This window comes from Vibrio sp. OPT20 (genome assembly GCF_963889365.1).
In the GTDB taxonomy this organism is placed as follows: Bacteria; Pseudomonadota; Gammaproteobacteria; order Enterobacterales; family Vibrionaceae; genus Vibrio; species Vibrio splendidus.
In genome coordinates this window covers 33,890-55,929 of record NZ_CAWPOA010000035.1, presented here as the reverse complement: position 1 = coordinate 55,929, position 22,040 = coordinate 33,890, and the positions used below count along the sequence as shown (strand labels likewise).

Here is a 22,040-nt window from a genome sequence, read left to right as displayed (position 1 = left end):
ATCGTGTGATTGTGTTGAGCAAGCGAACGCCAATCAATATCTTCACCATCTTTCTTTAGGTGACCAGTAATGAATTGAACGCTTTGTGCGTGATCTCGATGTGTTAGCGGAATGCCTGCGTAAGCCGTCGCGCCCGCCGCTGCCGTGATTCCGGGTACCACTTCAAACTTCACACCATTTTCAGCGAGAGTTTCACACTCTTCGCCACCACGACCAAAGATAAACGAGTCACCGCCTTTAAGGCGAACAACATGCTTGTTTTCTTGCGCTTTAGTCACGAGCAGTTGGTTGATCTGATCTTGTGGTACACAGTGATGGTCGAGCTTTTTCCCCACATACAGCATTTCTGCATCGGAGTTAGCCATTGCCAAGATATCTTTAGATACTAAGCGGTCATAAACGACCACATCAGCCTGTTGAATAACGCGTGCCGCTTTTAGGGTAAGTAAGTCTGGGTCACCAGGGCCCGCGCCTACTAATGAAACCAATCCTTTGGTTACTTCTTTAACATTCGATGACGATACTTCTGACATGCTGTGCTCCGAAGGTTTGCTTGTTTTATCTCAAGCTTCAATCTATGTGATAAGTCACTGTATTCATGATGACTTATCCAAATCCTTAACCCTTAGACTATCAGGTGTTGAGTTAAATATTCAGTCTAAATACTAACGAAGATAGAAGTAATTATAACAAAACAGTCTATTGCGGGTATTTTATACCAATCGTAGTAAATAACTGTTCATCCTAGCTGGTTAAAACGCTCGATAACTTCGTTAGAATTTTTGATTGTAGAATAACTACTTATCGAAAAATTCCGCCTTGTTCTCAAGCCTTTTTCCTGCGCTATTTCTGATCACTTACTTACTGTGATTGGTATTACTCAATAAAAATCAGCGCATTGATGATGTTTAAGGCTTTCGAACTAAAAAAGCCCCAAACATGTTGTTGGGGCTCTTAATCTCATACCAAATTACGTTTCACCGTATTCAGAATTACTTAGCACCTAAAGAAGGAGCGGTTCTAGCGTGTGTTAGGAACAAAGGTACACATGTTAAGAACAAACCACCTACGATGTTACCTAGGATTGTTGGGATAAGGTTGAAGTTCAACCATGTCGCGATACCGAAATCAGCGCCTAGAATCATACCCAGTGGGAATAGGAACATGTTTACTACTGTATGCTCGAATACTAGTGCGAAGAAGATGAAGATTGGGAACCACATCATTGCGACACGACCAGACACAGTACGTGCTGTCATGTTACCAATCACACCTAGACAAACCATTAGGTTACAGAAGATGCCGCGCACGAAACATGTGATCCAGCCGTCCATACCCATGTTTTCAAAACCTAGGCTGCGACCAGTAGAAACAGCGATGAATTTCTGCGCTACTGCATTTGGTTCTAGAGAGAAATTACCCGTTAATGAGATAGCAACCAGTACCGCAACGATTAGAGAACCGATAAGGTTACCAAGGCCAACGATACCCCAACAACGCAGTATACGACCCCAAGTCACACCTGGGCGGTTATCGAATTTCGCTAAAGGAGCAAGGCCGAATACACCTGTTACTAGGTCATAGCCCATTACGCTTAAAATGACAAAACCCACAGGGAACACAAGTGCGCCAACGATGCCGATACCTGTTTGCACGATAGCCGTGATTGCTACAACAACGGCAAGAGAAAGAATGATGCCTGCCATTGTGCTTCGAATCAGAAGATCACGAGTACTCGTTTTCGTTTTCGCTTCACCCACATCGATCATCGTTTGAACGAATTCAGCTGGTTTAAAATCAGGAGACATAAGGTTGTCCTTAAAAAGTTAAAATTAAAAGTTAAAATCGGATAGGAAAAGGTTCTAGTTGCCGAACTAAGGCAATGTCGATAACTAGAACCCTTGATCTATCAAATCTTGTTACGTATTCGATTATGCTGAGATTTCAACAGCACCTTTGGTAATACGAGCTTTATACGCTTTAACGCTGAAGTTCTCGTCTTCCATGCACACACCTGTTGCTAGGTTAAAGCGTTGTTTCTTAAGTGGGCTCGCCACCCAAAGCTCACCTTTGTGCTCAACCGTTAAACCGCGAGATAAAACGTTTGATTGGAAAAACGGGTCAGTATTACTAATAGCGAACACTTCTTCGGCTTTTGTTGGGCGGAAAATAGCAACTTGCTCACCACCAACCAATGCACAAACACCGGTACCTGGAATAATATCTTCGATCTTACAAACTTTGGTAAATGCCATGATGTCGTCTCCCAATTAAACCAGTTCAACGTGAAGGATGTCGCCCTTCGCTTCTGGGTGTTTTTCAGTAAATGTTGCTGGGCGGTGTTGTTCACGGCCATCGTTAACAAACACAACGTTTTCATCACGGTCATCAGCATTGATGAAGTGTGAGAAGCGCTTAAGTTGAGCTTCATCGTTGATAGTGTCAGTCCACTCACACGCAAAGTTACCCACTAGGCCAGCGACGTCAGCTTCAAGCTGGTCGTTGATGCCAAGTTTATTATCAACAATCACTTCACGTAGGTAGTCAACGCCGCCTTCTAGGTTGTCCATCCATACCGAAGTACGTTGTAGTGGCGCAGCCGTGCGGATGTAGAACATCATGAAACGGTCGATGTATTTCAGCAGTGTTTCTTGGTCTAGGTCGCTTGCCAATAAATCTGCGTGACGAGGCTTCATACCACCGTTGCCACACACATACATGTTCCAACCAGCGTCCGTTGCGATAATACCTAAATCTTTACCTTGAGCTTCAGCACACTCACGAGTACAGCCCGACACACCGAACTTCATCTTATGAGGAGTACGGATGCCTTTGTATCGGTTCTCGATCATCACGCCTAGGCCAACTGAATCTTGAACGCCGTAACGACACCAAGTTGAACCAACACATGTCTTAGCCATACGAAGTGCTTTTGCGTAAGCTTGACCCGTTTCGTAACCTGCAGCGATTAACTTCTTCCAGATTGCTGGTAAGTCATCTTTCTGAGCACCGAATAGACCGATACGTTGTGCACCAGTGATCTTCGTATATAGGTTGTATTCAGCCGCAACATCCGCAAGAACGCTTAGAGCTTGAGGCGTTACTTCGCCACCCGCCATACGAGGGATAACCGAGTAAGTACCATCTTTCTGAATGTTACCTAAGAAGTTGTCGTTGGTATCGTGCAGTTTTACTAGTTCAGGCTTAAGGATGTGGTCACCCCAGCAAGAAGCAAGGATAGAACCCGCTAGAGGCTTACATACTTCACAGCCGTAGCCTTTACCGTATTTCTCAAGTAGCTCGTCGAATGTTTTGATTTCTTCGATACGAATCAGGTGGAAAAGCTCTTGGCGAGAGTAAGCAAAGTGCTCACAAACGTCGTTCTTCACTTCTACACCCGCTTTTGCAAGTTCAGCGTTTAGTACAGAAGTTACAAGTGGAATACAACCACCACAACCTGTACCTGCGCCGGTCACTGCTTTGATATCACCAATGGTATGGTGACCTTCAGCGACCGCTTGAGCGATCTTGCCTTTGGTTACGTCGAAACAAGAACAGATAACGGCAGTTTCCGGTAATGAGTCGGCGCCAAGCGTTGGTTTTTCACCACCAGCGTGTGCTGGAAGAATCAATGCATCTGGGTGTTCTGGTAGGTCAATTTCGTTCAACATAAGTTGAAGAAGGTCACCGTAATCAGAAGTATCGCCAACCATTACTGCGCCAAGCAGTTTCTTGTTGTCTTCAGAAACGATTAAGCGTTTGTAAACTTCTTGCTCTTCGTTTTGGTAAACGTAGCTTTTACAACCAGGAGTACGACCGTTTGCATCACCGATTGAACCTACTTTCACGCCCAGAAGCTTAAGCTTCGCAGACATGTCAGCACCTTCAAATGTGCTTTCGTTACCAACAACGTGGTCAACGGCAACTGTCGCCATCTTGTAACCAGGAGCCACTAGCCCGTAGAACGTTTGGTTCCAAGACGCACACTCACCGATTGCGTAGATATCTTTGTCTGTCGTTTGACAGTGATCGTTGATCTCGATACCACCGCGAGGCGCAATACCTAGACCCATTTGACGAGCAAGTTTGTCTTGTGGGCGAATACCAGCAGAGAATACGATGAAATCAGTTTCTAGCTCAGTGCCGTCTGCAAAACGCATCACGTTACGAGCTTCAGTGCCTTCAGGAGCAATTTCAAGCGTGTTCTTGCTTGTATGGACATTGACACCCATACGTTCGATCTTTTGACGAAGCTGATTACCACCTGCAAGATCAAGCTGCTCTGCCATAAGCTTTGGAGCAAACTCAACAACGTGAGTGGTTACGCCAAGCGCTTTAAGTGCGCCTGCTGCTTCAAGGCCAAGTAAACCACCACCAACAACAACACCAGATTTAGAATTCTTAGCGGTCGCTTCGATAGCTTTTAAGTCTTCGATAGTACGGTAAACAAAACAGTCTTTACCTTCGTGGCCTTTAATCGGCGGTACGAATGGGAAAGAACCCGTAGCAAGGATAAGCTTGTCGTATTGAATTTCACGACCAGTGCTTGAGTAAACTGTTTTCTTTTCACGGTTAACGTTGATAGCACGTTCGCCGATCAGCATATTGATGCCGTGTTTCTCGTAGAAACCTTCTTTAACTAAAGAAAGTTCATCTGCAGTGTGGTGTGAAAAGTAAGAAGAAAGGTGAACACGGTCATACGCAACACGTGGTTCTTCACAGAACACCGTAATGTCCATGTTTGCAACATCTGTCTTCTCGACTAAATCTTCGATATAGCGATGGCCTACCATCCCGTTACCGATTACGACTAGCTTCATCTTGCTCATAAGAATTCCTGAAGGTTATATATTTCTTAACTACACGAATAATGAATTATGAAAGAAAATGAAAATATGATGTAAATCAATTACGAAAACGAACTACCCGAAAGGGGTAGAACAAAAGAGGTAGATCTGCTTATTTATCGAGCTAAGCAAACGAATAGCCTTGGTTTTGATAGGGTTTAGCGGGATTTTATATACACTTTGGCGCACTTGAGAGAGTGTTGTAAAGTTTCACAATAGGTTAGCAATAACGCAAGTAAATGACAATCATTTTCATTTACTTACTTAACACAACGCTGAAACTTACGTTAATTTCCAAATTCATGAAGAACTATGTGCAGTTATGAAAGGGTTTAGCCGAATGAATGATCAAAAAATGAACATTGAATCATAATGTCATCCATTTTATTAAATCCGAATCGTGACAAACAACTCGCAAAATGTCCTTAGATTATTAACGAGCCTTGAAGACAAAGCTTTCCCAGTTACCAAACTGTTAATTTAATTGATCCAGCACATATAGCGTTCAAATTCACCGAGGCTATATCAAATCAAGCTTTCAACCAAACGGTGAATAAATTAAAATTATTGGAAATAATTCTCATTTGATAGAGCCAACTACTATGCGTGTACTTCTACTGATCTTAACTATCATTGCCACTCCTGCACTTGCTGAAACAAAAGTCATCAAACAAGTGATGGACATGAATTCTGAGAACATCGACAAGATGTATCAATTTATTCCTGATTACGTAGAAATCGAACCTGGTGATAAGGTGCTTTTTAAAGGAACCGTTGGCTCTCATACAGCCCATAGTATTCAAGGGATGCTTCCTAACGGCGCTAAACCTCTTATGATATCCGGGTCAAACGCTCAGGAAGTCACTTTTGATAAGCCCGGAGTTTATGGCATAAAATGTAAAGTACATCACCGACACGGAATGGTGGCGCTAGTGGTCGTGGGTGACCCAAGTGTTAACTTAGAAGAAGCTCGCACTGCGGCCAAAAAACGTGTGAGTCGCCGAGCTCAGAAGAAGATGCAAGGCTTGCTCGATCAAGCAGAGCAAAAGGTTCAATAACCTTTGTCCCTACTTTTAAAGCACCGACTCTCCATTTGGTATTGAGATAGGAATGCCTGTCTGAAAACGATTTTCGGGAGTCAGTAACAAGAAACAGCGCCGAATTAGCGCTGTTTCTTGTTATCTACTTAGACATGGTCAAATATTTCGCACTAAACGTACAAACATATCAAACTAACCACCCCGTTCTAAATGAAACTCCGACAACCACAAACAAAATTGAAATAATAGTCACTGGCACAATGTGCAGCGCCATATCAACCAAGTTGTCCTTCGATAGTTTTGGAATCACACGAAAGCGTGCGTCTAGGGCTAGCAATACCGTCAGAGACAGCAACGTCAATTTAGCGGCAATGCCATGAGCCAATGGAATCGACATATCAAACCATAAGCTAACGTCCGGCAACATATGATAAGCGAGCATCAACCCGGTCACCACTTGAATCACCAAAGCAGGCATTCCCACTTTTTCGTACCCTTGCTCGAATTCCAATAACATTTCTGGAGAACGGTGTTTCAAGACTTTAGGAAGGATAACGACGCTGAGAATAATGTGCCCTCCCGTCCAAATGGTGGCAGCCAATACATGCAAAACCAATAATACGCCAAACATAAACTTCCCTTACACAATGTTACGTGGTGCAAAGGAGAACCCTTCAAACTCACGCTTATATTTTGATTCACCAATTTTCTTTATTTTGGCGACGCCCATTTTGTAGTTGTAGTTACCACTGATTTGGTCAACTACCCTTGTTGTTAAAGCATTCGCTGGGTTCTTCATGTCCATCATATTGCAATACAACACACCTTTTTTCGTGGCTGAGGTGACAATCGCAACGGCTTTAATCTCCGCGTAATCCAGTTGAATGTGACCATTTTTCATTAGGTTACTAAACTGGAAATCGTCTGACTCGATACCCAGAATCGTATCTTTAAAATTGGCCACCCGCTCCGAATACACCAGTACTTCATCTCCAGCTTCTATGCCCCGTTTTTCCGCATCTTCTGGGTGTACTTCAATCCAGTTTTCAGGCCAACGATGCGTGATGTAAGGCCTGCGCTCGGTATCATCAAAACCTGACTGCCAAATTTCGTTAATACGACCATTCGAAAACCATAACTCGTCCTGTTTTGGGGTAAGCCAAGCGTGGAAATCACTGAACAGATCCCAAGGGTGTTTTTGAAGATTGACCTTCCCCGTCTGACTATTAAATTGAGTAAGCTGTTTACGCATAATATTGGCGCCTTGAGGCCCATCTTGCAGCCCTTTGTCGACCAGATCACCCCAACTCATTTCAGTATCATGTAGGCGTTTAGTGCCAATCAGCTTTTTGGTGTCATAGTTATAAAATACAGGGCCTTGGATCCCTTCGGTACCAAATTCAGCGAGCTTTTGATGAAGTGTTTTTCCTTCAGAATGTGCTGCAACTTTGATCATATTGAAATCTTTACGGCTACCGCGACTAAATCGCGATGACTCTTCGGCTACGTCATTCGAGTTTTGCCAATCAAACCCGTCATACCCCATCCGGGAAGCCATTTGAGCAACGATCCACCAGTCTGGCTTAGCCTGACCCGGCGCATCAGCGAACTGTTGGTAAAGGCGCAGCCGACGCTCACCATTAGCGCGTATGAAATCCTCTTCCCCCCAAGTCGCAGCCGGAAAGATGATATCGGCAAACTGTTTACCTATAGGATCACGTAAGTAAATATCTTGATTGATGACGACCATTCCACCGGAATCTGCACGCCTTTTGAGTGTATCTATAATGTGCTGTTTATCACGTCGCGTCGCTTGGTGAGGGTTACGTGTCGTTAAGTCGGTGAATTTCTCTTTCAACCCATAACTACCACACATAGCTTGAATCCATGTTGTACCAATGACATGTGCCATACGGGTATGCCCGGAATAGAGGTACCTATCGGTGTCTATTGAGCGTCTGCGTCTGCCTGCCACTTTTTCAGGAGACTTGTTCCTTGGAAGTTTCCCACCCGCTAACCCACCGCGTTGATGCCCACCAAATCGACCAATAACACGCCCTTCTCGGCCACCAGTACCGATGATCGTTGCAAGGGAGGCGATGGCGTTGGTATTTCCGGTATTGTTCGACCAATAAAAGCCCTTCTCTATACCAATTGATGTTTTAACTCTTTGACCATTCACTGGCATTGCCAACATCTCGGCAGCTTTGTGGATCTTCTCGACGTCGATACCCGCTATCGACGCGGCATACTCAGGTGCGTATTCTTTCTGCTCTAAATTCCATTGCTTATAATCATCAAAGCCATCGGTTTGGAACTTGCCCCAAGTGGTTCTCCACTGCCATGGCGTATTACGAGTACCCTGACCAAAACCTGAACTCGATTCCCATTTATTATTAACCCAGTTTTCAATCCACTCATTGTCTTGCCAGCCTTGCTCTAAGATCACTCGAGCAATTGCACCAACCACAAGATTATCGCTGCCGGGATTAATATCGAGGTGCAATCCACCTTGAGATTTAAGCCACGCTATGCCTGCGGTTTCACGAGGGTTCAAAATTACGGTTTTCATTCCACGATGCACCGCAGGCATAATGAACTGCGTAAAAATGATGGTTTTGGTCTCATACGGATCCGTTCCGCAGATCATCAAAGTATCTGCCGCGCCCCAGTCATCATAACTTGGAGCAAAATTATCAAAACCCGCATCTCGAAAGCCCGGGGTTGCGGTGACATCTGACGGCGTGTCATGAAACGAAAAATTCGCGGTATTGACATGACGCAATGCATACTTTGTTATTGCATAGGTGTTTTCAATATACTGATAAGAATAGGTTTTTACGCAGTAACTGTTCGAACCGTGCGTATCAATCACGTGACGACCAACTTGGGCCGCAATATCCAGCGCAAAATCCCATTCTACAGGTTGTAACTGACCGTTAATTCGAACAAGTGGTTGTTTCAATCGATCTTTGGTTGGTGTTTCTGGGTTATAAAGCTTTCTTGCGAGCAGTCCACCACGAACCGAAGAGTCACCGCCTTTATTGACAACCTGTATGTCTTTATCTGCCACTACAACCACATGGTGTGGTTTGCCATTATGCGAAACAATATTATGTTGCTGTGGCGAAACCCAAGCTTGTAATGCATGAACCGGGAAGTCGACAGCAAACGCATTTTCGTTAGCGCGAGCTCCACCTGAAGGGCTATTTACAGGCCAACGATAAACCTTATAACCGCACGCCACGATACAATAGTCACAGGCTGTTGTGATAACTTCAGCATGAACAGGAGGCAGTAAAGTATTAGTCGGTTGGAGGTACTGACGGTTTAAAGGAGATTGATTGCTTGAAGAAGATTCACTCATTAATCTACCTCCACATCGATCAGGTTTTCCATGCGACCAAAGATCAACCCCATAACGCCAACTGCATAGATGTCGTCACCTTCGAGCTCGAGCAGTACTTGAGGTAAGCTCTCAAAGGCTTGACCAGAAACCATAATGCCATGACGTCGTAAATCAAATGTAGACAGGTGGAATGGACACTGCCCGACAATGCGATGCTCTCCTGTTGCTTTGTAAGCACCTGTTAAAGGCCCACCTTGATGAGTACACGTCATCGAGTACGCCACAATATCGCGCTGTAACCCTATCCCACCACCACATTCGATGTCGGATTTAACCAGCATCGCAATCGAGTTTTTCCCTCCATCTGGATATTGAAAGTGAACCGGAATGTGGTTACTAAGTTGGCTTAACTGGGCGATTTTCTTACGCGGGTAACCGACAACACGACCTCCAACTTGAGTTTCAGAATCAGTCCCAGCAAATAAGGTAAGAGGAACCATAGATACGGCAGTAGCCGCACCGGAATAAAGTAAAAAATCACGTCGTGACATCATGCATTTGTTGTGTCGTTTACTCGAATTTTGCTCTGAGTTGGCGATCATTTTTCTGCTCCAGCAAGTTCTTCTTTAGTAAATAGCGGTTGGTATTCTGGAATGGTTGGCTCTTCAATAAAAATCTGTTCACCTGAAAATGCTTCTACAAAGCTCAGTAAGTTCTTTTTATCTTGTTCCGTTAAACCAAGAGGTTGAATCAAAGCAGATTTGGTCTGAGGGTATCCAGTAGTGCGCCCATCATCTGCCACACCACCTCGATCGTAGAAATCAATCACCGCTTCTAAAGTTGGAATAGTGCCATTGTGCATATAGGGCGCAGTGTATTTTGTATAACGTAGGCTCGGTGTGCGGAACTTACCTAACATCTCTTTGCGTTTAGCTCGAAAGTAAGCACCGGGGTCGGCCTTTGTGGTGCGGTACATCTCTTCGGTGACACCTTTAGAATAAAGCTCAAATCGAAACGTTATCTGCGCTAATCCATCATCATTCCACCAAGGGCTTGGCGGCACGCCAATGTTGTAGAATTTCTGGTCAGATGCCAAAGCCCCGTTGTGACAAGCAATGCAATTCGCTTTGCCCTCAAACAGTGCTTTTCCCTTCAATTGGGACTCAGACAAAGCGGTTTTGTCACCGAGTAAATAGTTGTCTATTGGTGTGTCACGTTGAATCATCGTACGTTCAAATGCGGCTATAGCGCGCCAAGCGTTGTGTATTTTCGGAGTATCATCACCAAACACTCGCTTAAAACGTTCAACATACTCAGGTACTAAGGCCAAACGCGCTTCCATGATGTCATCTTCACCATTACCCGCGACCGCGCCCTTCGCTGCATCTTTGGCTTGCGCTTCCAATGACATAGCGCTGCCCGCCCAGAAAAATTTGTCGTAATAAGCCGCATTAATAATCGTTTGGCTATTGCGCCAATGTACCGTACCTGGGTACCCCATAGATAAGTCATCAGGAAAACCCCAGCCCTGAGATTGAATATGGCAACCAGCACATGGGCTCGTCGTATCACCGCTGAGTCGTCCGTCATAAAACAAGATCTTTCCTAAATCTACTTTTTCAGGCGTTTGTTTATTGTCCGCTGGCACAGGTACTTCCCCGAGAGGCTCAAGCTGTACCTTTGCATCAACAACCTTAGGAAGACCCGCCATCCCAATAAGAATAAAGAGTGCCGTCTTTAATACAGAGCGCTTAGTTACGAGCATTTGACCAATCCTCCGTGTATTCGTAGCCGAAGTCATAGTCTAACCATTCGTATTCTTCGCCTATAAGGGCGTCTCCAGATAACGATTCCAAAAAAGCCACCAGCGCCTTTTTTTCATAGTCCGTTAGGGAAAGCGTGGTGAGTCGAGAGTCTTTATATGAGTCTTCGCCACCGCCTTGATTATAAAACTCAACCACATCTTCAAGCGTAGCCAGCATACCATTGTGCATATACGGCGCAGTTTGAGTCAGCTCTCGCAGCGTTGGCGTAATGAACTTACCGCGATCGCTACCATCCGCTTTATGAGTTTGAACATGCGCACCAACATCGCGCTTTAACGTTAAGTAATCTTGCACACCCATAAACATGTTGTAGGCAAGGAAAGATTGATGCCGCATTGGGTCTAAAAATATCTCATGATTTTCTGGCACTCCGGTATTGTGTGCCTTTCCGTCCGAAAACAGAGCGCCACGATGGCATTGGCTGCACCCCGCTTTGCCTGTGAACAGCTTTTCTCCCTGGCTCGCTAAGTCGCTAAGCTCACCCTTGTCAAAAGGGACGTTTTTCGAAGTCAATGTTTTTAGATATTCAGGCAGGGCTTTGCGCACTCCGCCATTTGAAGGTTCTCCTAGATTAGCCGCTTTAAACATCTTGACGTATATAGGGTCTTGTTTGAGGCGTTCCTGCATCAAACGCATGTCCATATTCATCAGCCAGTCTTCAGTGATATTCTCCCGCACCACATCGTTTAGATTGGTGCCAATACGACCATCGTGAAACCACACCTCCTTATAGGCTGCATTAATAAGTGTTGGAGCATTGCGAAATCCATCACTCCCCGTATACGCAGGGCTTAACGGTTCAGGATAAGAAAAGCCATTCGCCGGAATATGGCAACTGGAACACGATATCGAGTCATCCCCGGACAAGCGAGTATCAAAAAACAGTCGTTTACCGAGTTCTGCTTGAGCTGGATCGATATCTAAAGGAGGCAAAGCAGCATGTAAATTCATCGTAAAAAAGGAGCACAATACTACGCAGACTTTTCGAGCGAAGCTTTGAAGTGTGGACTGTGCTCGTAAAACACTCATCGGCATTCCTTTTTAAGGATTATTATCAATGAAGCCTATTATTAATACGTGAAACATTAAAGATATGATTAGGATCATACAATTCGGAATGATAAGAGTTATTATTCAAACTTGTTAGTTCAGTGGTACTAAAACCTATGTCTCTCGATAAATTCCTTCTCTGTGTCGAACATACCTATCTTGCTGGGAACGTATCCGATCAAATTCTAGCAACTCAGTTTCTCGCTCAATTTTCGCAAACTAAACACCTCTTGCTTACAGGTTTAGAATCCAACGTTGTAGATGTTGTTATCACAAGCCTAGAATGTTTAGCTCAAGACAAGCATGCTCCTATCAAAGACATCATCCACTGCTTTCAACAGTGGGATGACAGCGAAGTAAAACTAGCCGCATTGAATGCTATTGAGCACAACAACGATTCAGAACAAGCGAAGGGATTATTGATAGACGTCGTTTGTGACGATATCGATTACTGGGAAGGTGAATGGAATGATGGTGATGATATCCGTTTGAATGCTGCGCGTATTTTGGATAACCATGAACTTAATTTAGATTACATTCAAGCGAGTCGTTTACTGCCCCTGCTTCGAAGTGACCCTGAGCCTGATGTTCAGGTCAAACTAGTCTCAGTGCTATCGCGTCACTCACCGGCACTGCTTAAAGAGAACTTTGCAGTAACGCGCACAAGTGATATGCGTATGTTATTGAAAAGCACACCGGATAAAATAACGTTATTCAAAGCCACGCAACACCAAGATCTACGTTGCCAGCAAATCGCCTTTAAACGCCTGTCTCAAATGAACAGTCGTGAGTATTTGCAAATGTTTTTAACTGGCCTTTCGCACTTAGACCCACAGATAAGACAAACATCTCTCAGTACATTGGAAAAATGGAATTACCAAGTCGACATTAAGCACCTTGGTCAGCACGACTTATTGCAAGAAATTCCAATCGATATCCTTTCGGCACTGCTTAGCGATAATCACAAGCAACAACTCGTGAATCAATGGCAAGATAAACGGCAGCCCCCTCATTCAATAACGTCGATACTTCAGTTAATTTCGAGCTTAAACCCGCAGAGTAAACAAGCCCAACTTAGCCGCTTTATGCCCGTCTTTTATGAGAAGTTTTCGAGCTTAGACGAAGCGACTCAACTTGATTGCTTGAATGTTTTACTAAGTGACATATCACAAACCCTAAGCCTTGCCTTTATCCGTCAGCAACTGCAATCGGGCACTTGCAGTAATTCAGTGAGGCGACAACTCATTGATCACCTATCTCATACTCTAGCACCGAGTTCTCAGGCCTATCTAAAAGAGCTAATTGTCGACTTACCTGTAATTATTACAACCAATCAAACCGTAAGAGAAAGAGAAAGAGAAACGGCGACAACAGAAGTACCACATCGACAACTTAACGGTCCGAATGATGACGCTAGTGCCACACAGCCTCCTATCACTTCCACGCTTGATTCGTTGAGGCAATCAGCGCATTCAAAACCTTCAACAAGACATGCTCGAACCAAACGAGTTGCAATCGAAAGCTTGTCAAACCTAGCGTTAGCGATTGAATACTGTCAAGACAAGCAATATCTGATGGAGCTTTGCTCGACTAAAAAATTTACCAGCCTATCCAACGCTGAATTTCACGCGCTAGTCATTGCCTTGCGTTGTCATCATATCAACTTGACCGACGTTGAGACGCCCTACTTCAACCAATCGGTATTAGATCTAGTCTTGAATGATGATTGTTCCAATCTCGAAAGTATCATCGATTGGCTTGGTACTCTCTGGATCGATCAACACCGTTTACAACTAATAGCCTCTGAAAGCCTCGCTCTACAAGTCTGTTTAGTGCGATATACCACTGACGAAACAGAATTACTCGGGCTACTAAAGCACCCTTATATTGGTATCCAAATCGCGGCGCTGAAGCAATTAAAACAGTCTGGTGGTTGTTCACATGAAGAGCTAGTTAGCTTGATCTTAAAAGAGCCCGTACTTTATCCTCAAATCACTCTTTTTGATGCCAATACAGTCTACAACGTACTTGCTGAGAAAATCCAAGGTTCACCTTCAATAGCTCTACAAGCTGCGCTTGCGTTCCTTTGTACACAAAATATGCAAATCACATAACCTATTAGCACTAACAATCGACCGATTTAAGGTTTGACACACTATTTTTCGATTGGTTGGCAGGTTAAAATAACAGAGCCAACAGATCACGGGCATTGTAAGACATTGTATGGGTATGTATTACGGCAACTGCAATCACCCAATATCACGCGACATCTCGGTATATTAGCACCACGTTCTAAATCATAAGATGTGTACCATGAAAGTGTTATCTTTAACTGCGTTCGCTGCCACTGTTCTTCTTGTCGGTTGTAATAGTTCAAGCCAAAGCAAGCCTGTGGCAAGCCAAGAAAATGTCAAACCATCCGTTGTTCACGGGATCACAATAGAAGCGGTCCCTTCTCAGTTCTCTGCGTATTCCAAAGCAGGTTATAACCGACATGTCGCGGTCAATGCCCCTAATGGCAAATCTATCCATATTCTAATTATGGATCGCCTGAGCAATTATCAGATAGTCAAAGCAGTCAATGTTCTCAATCACTATCTAACCCCCGTTGATGGCACTAAGTACGGGAGCGCTGACTCAAAACGCGATATTGCAAATGCTATGGCGAACAATGGCGCAATATTGAAACTAATGAATTATCACGATGAGCCCCAATATAACGACGATTTGGATGGCCAACCCTTGTTCGAAGAGGAAATTCAAGTAGAAGGCGGAGAATGGTATGTTCGACAGGACTATGAAGAGCACCGCGATGCGTCTTACGAAGAAATTCTCCACCTAGTCCATAACTATGGTATTGGTGTTCTTAACTCCCCTCAAAGTGGCGAATCGGCATTACCTTTATTTCAAAAAGAGCTGAATACAATACAGACTCAGGCTTTACATAATGCCTATACACCTCCAGTTGACACTTTGGTAGAGTGGCAAGAAGAAGTCAGTGTTGACCAAGAGTACTTTGCAGCCGTCATTGATAGCTATTACGGGCTTTGGGGGGCGTATAGTGGCGAAGGTATGTGGGGGTTATACAAAGTTAAAACTCGCGACGACTTTTCTACAAGAGATCCTAACGCGCAATATATTACTGAACAGATTTTCTCTCCAACACTGGCTTACGACGCATACATTGCTGATACATTCACCGGCACTTTTAAAATGCAATATGACCCAGCAACGCCCTACACTCATCACTCTCAATATCTGACGAAACTAACGCTATCGGGCAAGAATAACGCAAATATTGAGATCAATGGATATGATAATAAGGTAACCGGAAATTTAGGTGTTAATACGGTTGTAGTACATGGTCCTAAAAGTGAATACCAAATCCACAATCTTGGGGGCGGTAAATTTCAGCTCAATGACACCGTTACTTCGCGCGATGGCTTGAATATCCTATCAAGCATTGAACAAGTGCAGTTCACTGATCAGCGTTGGACTCTTTGACTAGCAACTTTCTCTTTGATTCAGCTCTAAATGTGTCTAACCTTTCGAAGGTAATGAATGGGTTTTACGGGCGTTCTTCTATCTGAAAAGGCAAAAGAAAAGCATTCAAAAGCCAAACCACTTTCCTGCAGACGTAAAAAAGCCCGACCATTTCTGATCGGGCTTTCTAAATAATGGAGGCGCCTCCCGGAGTCGAACCGAGGTCCACGGATTTGCAATCCGCTGCATAGCCACTCTGCCAAGGCGCCTTCAATAGTGTTTTAAGAGAACAACTCTTTTGAACATTACCAAACAAGATAACAATCAAATAGATGGTGCCCCGGGCCGGACTTGAACCGGCACAGCGCGAACGCCGAGGGATTTTAAATCCCTTGTGTCTACCAATTCCACCACCAGGGCACGCAATTCTTTATTGCGATGCCGATTACTGAAAAGTAAAACACCATCTTAATGTCAAAATGAATCAACATTACAAAATTTGGAGCGATACATCGGGTTCGAACCGATGACCTCAACCTTGGCAAGGTTGCGCTCTACCAACTGAGCTAGTATCGCAATTTCATTCTTTTAATTTCTCATTAATTAAATAAGAAAGAGAATGGAGGCGCCTCCCGGAGTCGAACCGAGGTCCACGGATTTGCAATCCGCTGCATAGCCACTCTGCCAAGGCGCCTTTATCAACATAAAAATATATTGAAGTGTTTAAAGAGAACCACTCTTTGTTCAACACTCTACTTAAAGTAGAAACTAGATAGATGGTACCCCGGGCCGGACTTGAACCGGCACAGCGCGAACGCCGAGGGATTTTAAATCCCTTGTGTCTACCAATTCCACCACCAGGGCAACGCAATCATGCGATGCTGATTACCGAAGAGTAAAACACCATCTCTCTGCGACCTAAGCCGTGAGAACGAGGTGTACTTTAACGGATAGAAAAAATTCGTCAATAGTAAATTTTATCTTTCAATTCAAGTGATTAATTATCGAACTCAAACGAATGAATTTAGTGCAGCTTGTACGGTTCTTATTCGTAGATTTTGAGTTTGAGTTGGAATTCAAAGGCCGAATTCCCATTTTCAGACTCACAAAATACTGTCAATTCCATTGAATTAGAGAAACACGCCTTCGTTTTCATGTGCTTTTCACATTCAAAGGCTAGAGTTTTAAGTAACGACTATTACGAAATGACAACGTGAAGCCACTAAAACGATACCAATATGAACGCTACGCTGTGCTCTGCAACCTCGCTTACCCTAGAGTTTTTAAACAAACTCGTTACGGTTTTGACCCTAATGGACAGCGCATCATAAAGAATCAGTTTGGCAAAACCATGATTCGAGTGTTGTGGAGCAGCGATAAAGATGAAGTGGTTGTGGTTATCAAAGGATCGCATAGTATCTCAGATTGGTTGCTTACCTTTGCTCTATGGACAAGAAGCTGTAAAAGAATTGGGCTCAACTATCGAGTGCATGCGGGGTTCTACCATCTGATGTTTCAAGAAAGCCAACCAAGCCGTAATGAAGATAAACTGGGACAAACCGTCATTGAACGCTTGGAAACCACTTTGATTCCTCTATTAGAACAAGGCAAAAGAATATCGATTACTGGCCACTCTTCTGGTGGCTCTATTGGTTGTGTATTCGCTGATTACTTGGACCAAAAATACCCAGGTTGTATTAAACGAATCGTCACGTTTGGGCAGCCCGCGGTCGGTGATTGGAGTTTCAAAAAGAACTACCGATTAAGCAAGAAAACCTACCGTATCTGTTGTGACATCGACATCGTGACCTTTATGCCCCCGGTTCCCCTATTGTATTGGCATGTAGGCAAAGTACTTTGGCTCTATAACGGCAGGATTTACGAAAACACACCGACGTTAATACGCCTAGGGCGATCAATATTCAGTTGGTTAATCCGGCCTTTCTCTTATCACCTAATGAGTAAGTATATTCGTAACAAAGACTTCTTTGACAAACATTGAGCATGTTCTATAAATAAAAAAAGAGCACACGCTTTAACAGCCAGTGCTCTTTTTAGTTTCTAATTGATCTTTGTGCTTACGCTAATATTAGCTTGCACTTAAAGCTTGAATCGTGACAGCTCTTGTTTCAAGTCACTCGCTAAATGACTTAGTTGATCGGCTTGTGAAACCGCATCCGTCGCATCAACTGCCATCACATCACTCACTTCACGAACAGATTCGGTATTCGCATTGATTTCAGCGGTAACCAATGACTGCTCTTCAGCAGCAGAAGCTATCTGAGTTGCCATATCGCTGATCATCTGAATTGCCTCACGTATTTGAGCCAAGCTCTCTCCCGCCATATCCACGTCATGTACGCTTGTTTTCGCCATATCGTGGCTTTGTGTCATCACTTTAACGGCACCACTAGTCGCTTGTTGTAAGCGCTTGATCTTGTCTTCGATCTCTTCTGTTGAAGCATGAGTTCGTTGTGAAAGTACTCGAACCTCATCGGCAACCACTGCAAAGCCTCGACCTTGTTCGCCTGCTCTTGCTGCTTCAATTGCCGCATTGAGCGCAAGTAAGTTAGTTTGCTCCGCTATTTCACGAATCGTAGCTAAGATAGACGCGATTTGTTGACCATGCTCTTCAAGCTCGCTGATGATAGACACAGCGCTTGTTAGCTCTGTTGCAAGCTCATTGATCGATGATTGGCTTTTAGCCATCTGTTGGAAGCCTTGTTCGCTCAACTCAACAGAGTGAGTCGCACTTTTGGCCGTACTATCAGCATTCGTAGCAATTTCTGCTGTTGCTGTCGCCATTTCTGTCACAGCTGTTGCAACCATTGTGATCTCGTCTTGCTGTCTGCTGACGCTATCGCTGCGTTTTAATGCGCTGCTGTTGGCGTGTTCAGCTCCGTTATTCATTGCCGTCGAAACATCAGTCACGTTTTTCATCATTGCATGAAGTCTATCTACGAACACATTAAACTTGTCGGCAAGTTGCCCTACTTCATCTTTACTCGACACTTGAAGGCGCTGTGTTAAATCACCTTCCCCTTCCGCAATATCAGCTAATGCTTCACTCACTCGACCCAGTTCAACTAATTGACGAGCCACAAACCATGAGGTTGCTGCAGCCATAACGATCAATACAATCAAACCTGTGGTGATTTGGCTAATCAACATATCGAACAACGGCTGCTCTAGTACGTCTTTATCCATTTCAATCACAAGTAGCCAGTCGGTGCCTTTAATAGGCTCAGCCATGATGACGCGCTCATCACCATCAACTTGTGTAAAAATTGTCGTTAAGTTTTGTGCAGCACTGTTTAATCCAGAAACACTTAATTCAGGTGCTATCTCTTTGACTTGCTTAAGGATGAAATCTTTATTCTTATGAGCAACGACCGTGCCTTGCTTATCAATTAGGATCGCTCGTCCATTACCTGGAACCTGAATGGCTAATACGTCTTCAATTAGCTTGTCTAAGGCAAGGTTAGATGCGACAACACCTATGATCGATCCATTCTCGGTCACAGGATCGGTCAATGTCACCACTAAGGTTTGCATGGTTACACTCACGTAAGGCTTGGTTGTTACTGCGCGGTTCTCAGCTAAGGTTTGTTTATACCAACCTCGAACTCTTGGGTCATACCCCGCTTTATTCAATGAAGGATCATGACGGAACATCTCACCTTCTTTGTTACCGTAATAACTCAATCCAAACCCACCAGATACCAAGGTTTGACGTAAATGAGGAACGATATCTATTGAAGGGTTAAGCTGTACTTGTTGTTTAAGCCCATGTACTGCTTGTTTCTTATCGTAAAACCAGTCACTGATGCCCTTTGCATGGGCTTGAAGTGTATTACGACTTTCACTTTCTATAGCTTGCCAGCTGTTTGTTTGAAAAGTCTTATAACCCATGAAAAGAAGAATGGCAGATGTAACAGCAATCGCCAAAACTACAGAGAAAACCATTTTTCTCTTTAGACTAAATTGCATATTTAAGAACCTCTTATAGAATAATTAAAGAAATATAAAGAGGGACACTATCACTCATGCGCATGTTTTAATTAGGGTTATCCCATAAAACAATGAAACAAATTGAGCATTGTGGTTAATTGTGACTTTGATTTATTTAGCGGTTTATCAACAAAGGCTCGGCTTAGGATTCCACCAAAACGGCGTTGGGCTTAGCAAATATCAAAGGGAGAAATGAAGAGGTAAGGATGAAGAAACAAGAAGCAAAGTACCAGAAACGAAAAAACCAGCCACGAGGACTGGTTTTTTCTAAATGATGGAGGCGCCTCCCGGAGTCGAACCGAGGTCCACGGATTTGCAATCCGCTGCATAGCCACTCTGCCAAGGCGCCTTCAATAGTGTTTTAAGAGAACAACTCTTTTGAACATTACCAAACAAGATAACAATCAAATAGATGGTGCCCCGGGCCGGACTTGAACCGGCACAGCGCGAACGCCGAGGGATTTTAAATCCCTTGTGTCTACCAATTCCACCACCAGGGCACGCAATTCTTTATTGCGATGCCGATTACTGAAAAGTAAAACACCATCTTAATGTCAAAATGAATCAACATTACAAAATTTGGAGCGATACATCGGGTTCGAACCGATGACCTCAACCTTGGCAAGGTTGCGCTCTACCAACTGAGCTAGTATCGCAATTTCATTCTTCTAATTTCTTACCTTATTAAAACGTAAGAGAAAGAGAATGGAGGCGCCTCCCGGAGTCGAACCGAGGTCCACGGATTTGCAATCCGCTGCATAGCCACTCTGCCAAGGCGCCATTTTTCAACACGTTAGAACCGACTAAACGTTAGCCCCGCTGTGTTCGGGTGCCTACTTTACGGATTGAGTGAAGATAGTCAAACAAAAATGTGAATTTAAATTCTGTTTGCTGACATTTAAATCAAATTGCTGCATGTTCGATCTCTTCAATCAAAAAACACACAGCAAAAACGATTTAAATAAGATGTTCTAGCGCTACCACTTCTTCATGAAGCGGCCAACGAGACTCGGATGATACGACCAACAGTGATCAAACATGGTCATAAGTTGAGGGTTACCATACTTAGAAAGACTAACCGCATGGAAACGGTTTTTGTGCTCTTTCAATTTTTCAACCTGAGCAATCATTTCATCAGATTGCTTAGGGGCAATAAAGTCAGAAAGTACGATCAAATCTGCGTTCTTGTATTTATCACCCGTCATCAGGTCAATCGACTTCATGAGTACAGGCTCAAGATCCGTACCGCCGTGGAATGAATAGCTTAAGAAGTCACTCGCTTCACGCAGGCCATCTTGCCTTGTTAACTCATAGGTAATTTGCTCAGAAGAGAACAGAATCACGTAACAATCTCTCTCTTCCGCAAGCGCGATTTGCATCAAAGCGTAAGCCATTGCTTTGGCTGACTGCTCTGGGAACCCACTCATAGAACCAGAGGCGTCTACACAGACGATGAACGGACCTTTTTCAATATCGACGTTTTTGCTATCGGGCTTTTGCGCTTTTACTTTACGTAACGTGCGTGACTTACCTTGCGAGCGATAGCTAAGTAAACGTTTGTCAGCCAAATGTTTATAAAAGATAACCTCAAGTTCAGGATAAGCTAGGAACATGGTCTCGTTCGGCAGCATTTTGTTGAGGTCATCACTTTCATGAATCCCAACAATATCATCGACCGCCTCATCACTTTTCTCTTCAACCATCTGCAGTTCTTCTACAGGGGCTTTATGCAAAGAAGGATCATCTTCCTCGCTAGCCATACGACCTAGCTTTTCAGCGATATCTTGCAGGCCTTTGTGCTTATTCAAGAACTCCGCATGACGCTTCATGATGGTGAGATCAGTTTTGCTTAATTTGGCAGATGCCATGTCCCACAAGCGCCCTACGCTACCCTCATCACCCGACTCCGTCACTTTATCCATGTTTTTCATGGTTTCCATGCGTTGATAAAGATCAGCTAAGACTTTTTCTTTGCTTGTTTCGAGTTCGGTTACTTGAGCTTGTTTAATGGCGTCTGACAGTGATTGGTACCATTGGTCGCAAAAATAGTGTGGAAACATCGCGTTATAAACGCCTTTGTTGTTTTCCATCAAGCGTCTTGCTTGTAGGTAGAACGCCGAGTGCCACTCCAGCTTTTTGATAACACTGTCTATCTCATCAAAGAACTGCGGTTCATCCCAATAGATCACTTCTTGGTAAAGTGCGATTTCCTCTTGGAAGCGATCAGTTTCACACACTTTAGTGACGCGTTTTTTTACTTTACCGCGCCATTTTACTAAGTGGTTTTTCACTGATGTTTTCACGCCTTTGTTCTCAGCAGCCATCATTACTTGAGAACGAGCGATGAGATCATTCATCGCGGTATCAATGATACCTGAATCAGCTACCATCAAAGCGAGGTTTAAGCCGTCTGCTCCTAACATATGCTCTCCCC

General features: G+C 43.9%; 15 protein-coding genes and 9 tRNA genes. 4 read left to right on the top strand and 20 right to left on the bottom strand.

Going from position 1 to position 22,040, the window contains the following annotated elements; all coding sequences use genetic code 11:
• The 4 genes from cobA to nirB form a co-directional block, all read right to left on the bottom strand.
• A partial coding sequence (gene cobA / locus AACR09_RS07575; protein WP_228011026.1) for a uroporphyrinogen-III C-methyltransferase occupies nt 1–533 on the bottom strand: 533 nt, incomplete at its 3' end.
• 459 nt (nt 534–992) lie between these two features.
• Entirely contained in the window at nt 993–1,808 is an 816-nt protein-coding gene (locus AACR09_RS07570) for a formate/nitrite transporter family protein (RefSeq protein ID WP_193836279.1), read from the bottom strand.
• Nucleotides 1,809–1,931: 123 nt separating this feature from the next.
• Complete coding sequence (gene nirD, locus AACR09_RS07565) at nt 1,932–2,255, bottom strand: nitrite reductase small subunit NirD (RefSeq protein WP_004731122.1); 324 nt, start codon at nt 2,253–2,255, stop codon at nt 1,932–1,934.
• 15 nt (nt 2,256–2,270) lie between these two features.
• Nucleotides 2,271–4,829: a nitrite reductase large subunit NirB gene (gene nirB / locus AACR09_RS07560; RefSeq protein WP_004731120.1), complete on the bottom strand. Its 2,559-nt coding sequence runs from the start codon at nt 4,827–4,829 to the stop codon at nt 2,271–2,273.
• A gap of 620 nt (nt 4,830–5,449) precedes the next feature.
• On the opposite strand from nirB, the gene AACR09_RS07555 reads away from it, so the two are divergent.
• Nucleotides 5,450–5,905 carry a plastocyanin/azurin family copper-binding protein gene (locus AACR09_RS07555; RefSeq protein ID WP_228011024.1) on the top strand — a complete coding sequence of 152 codons (456 nt, stop codon included), beginning with the start codon at nt 5,450–5,452 and terminating at the stop codon, nt 5,903–5,905.
• 169 nt (nt 5,906–6,074) lie between these two features.
• Here AACR09_RS07555 and AACR09_RS07550 read toward each other — a convergent pair whose 3' ends face one another.
• From AACR09_RS07550 to AACR09_RS07530, 5 genes are read right to left on the bottom strand one after another with little or no spacing between them, the layout of a single operon-like run.
• A complete protein-coding gene (locus tag AACR09_RS07550; protein ID WP_102491153.1) occupies nt 6,075–6,518 on the bottom strand; it encodes a CopD family protein in 444 nt (147 codons plus the stop codon).
• Nucleotides 6,519–6,527: 9 nt separating this feature from the next.
• Nucleotides 6,528–9,254 carry a molybdopterin-dependent oxidoreductase gene (locus AACR09_RS07545; RefSeq protein WP_193836278.1) on the bottom strand — a complete coding sequence of 909 codons (2,727 nt, stop codon included), beginning with the start codon at nt 9,252–9,254 and terminating at the stop codon, nt 6,528–6,530.
• Nucleotides 9,254–9,838, bottom strand: coding sequence for an arsenate reductase (azurin) small subunit (locus tag AACR09_RS07540; RefSeq protein ID WP_193836277.1), 585 nt, complete (start codon nt 9,836–9,838; stop codon nt 9,254–9,256). Before AACR09_RS07540 ends, AACR09_RS07545 begins: the two co-directional genes overlap by 1 nt.
• Nucleotides 9,835–11,001 (bottom strand): cytochrome-c peroxidase, encoded by a 1,167-nt coding sequence (locus AACR09_RS07535; RefSeq protein ID WP_193836276.1) that lies wholly within the window; start codon nt 10,999–11,001, stop codon nt 9,835–9,837. Before AACR09_RS07535 ends, AACR09_RS07540 begins: the two co-directional genes overlap by 4 nt.
• Entirely contained in the window at nt 10,988–12,091 is a 1,104-nt protein-coding gene (locus AACR09_RS07530) for a cytochrome-c peroxidase (protein WP_193836275.1), read from the bottom strand. Before AACR09_RS07530 ends, AACR09_RS07535 begins: the two co-directional genes overlap by 14 nt.
• Before the next feature lie 137 nt (nt 12,092–12,228).
• Between AACR09_RS07530 and AACR09_RS07525 the strand changes: the two genes are divergently transcribed.
• On the top strand, nt 12,229–14,226 hold the full coding sequence (locus AACR09_RS07525) for a hypothetical protein (RefSeq protein WP_193836274.1): 1,998 nt from the start codon (nt 12,229–12,231) through the stop codon (nt 14,224–14,226).
• A gap of 199 nt (nt 14,227–14,425) precedes the next feature.
• Nucleotides 14,426–15,616, top strand: a complete 1,191-nt coding sequence (locus AACR09_RS07520) for a hypothetical protein (protein WP_193836273.1) — start codon at nt 14,426–14,428, stop codon at nt 15,614–15,616.
• 174 nt (nt 15,617–15,790) lie between these two features.
• Here the strand turns inward: AACR09_RS07520 and AACR09_RS07515 are convergent.
• The 5 genes from AACR09_RS07515 to AACR09_RS07495 all read right to left on the bottom strand — a co-directional run bounded on the left by AACR09_RS07515 (nt 15,791) and on the right by AACR09_RS07495 (nt 16,459).
• A tRNA-Cys gene (locus AACR09_RS07515) sits at nt 15,791–15,864 on the bottom strand.
• 64 nt (nt 15,865–15,928) lie between these two features.
• Nucleotides 15,929–16,015, bottom strand: a tRNA-Leu gene (locus AACR09_RS07510).
• Nucleotides 16,016–16,095: 80 nt separating this feature from the next.
• A tRNA-Gly gene (locus AACR09_RS07505) sits at nt 16,096–16,171 on the bottom strand.
• 44 nt (nt 16,172–16,215) lie between these two features.
• A tRNA-Cys gene (locus AACR09_RS07500) sits at nt 16,216–16,289 on the bottom strand.
• A gap of 83 nt (nt 16,290–16,372) precedes the next feature.
• A tRNA-Leu gene (locus AACR09_RS07495) sits at nt 16,373–16,459 on the bottom strand.
• A 349-nt stretch (nt 16,460–16,808) separates the two neighbouring features.
• Here AACR09_RS07495 and AACR09_RS07490 point away from each other — a divergent pair.
• Nucleotides 16,809–17,597, top strand: a complete 789-nt coding sequence (locus AACR09_RS07490; RefSeq protein ID WP_017077331.1) for a lipase family protein — start codon at nt 16,809–16,811, stop codon at nt 17,595–17,597.
• 98 nt (nt 17,598–17,695) lie between these two features.
• Here the strand turns inward: AACR09_RS07490 and AACR09_RS07485 are convergent, their stop codons facing one another.
• The 6 genes from AACR09_RS07485 to viaA form a co-directional block, all read right to left on the bottom strand.
• Nucleotides 17,696–19,585, bottom strand: a complete 1,890-nt coding sequence (locus AACR09_RS07485) for a methyl-accepting chemotaxis protein (protein ID WP_076648494.1) — start codon at nt 19,583–19,585, stop codon at nt 17,696–17,698.
• 296 nt (nt 19,586–19,881) lie between these two features.
• A tRNA-Cys gene (locus AACR09_RS07480) sits at nt 19,882–19,955 on the bottom strand.
• A gap of 64 nt (nt 19,956–20,019) precedes the next feature.
• Nucleotides 20,020–20,106, bottom strand: a tRNA-Leu gene (locus AACR09_RS07475).
• Nucleotides 20,107–20,186: 80 nt separating this feature from the next.
• Nucleotides 20,187–20,262: transfer RNA gene (locus tag AACR09_RS07470), tRNA-Gly, on the bottom strand.
• Nucleotides 20,263–20,312: 50 nt separating this feature from the next.
• A tRNA-Cys gene (locus AACR09_RS07465) sits at nt 20,313–20,386 on the bottom strand.
• Between the two features lie 197 nt (nt 20,387–20,583).
• Nucleotides 20,584–22,029 (bottom strand): ATPase RavA stimulator ViaA, encoded by a 1,446-nt coding sequence (gene viaA, locus AACR09_RS07460; RefSeq protein WP_065682476.1) that lies wholly within the window; start codon nt 22,027–22,029, stop codon nt 20,584–20,586.
• Nucleotides 22,030–22,040: the final 11 nt, after the last annotated feature.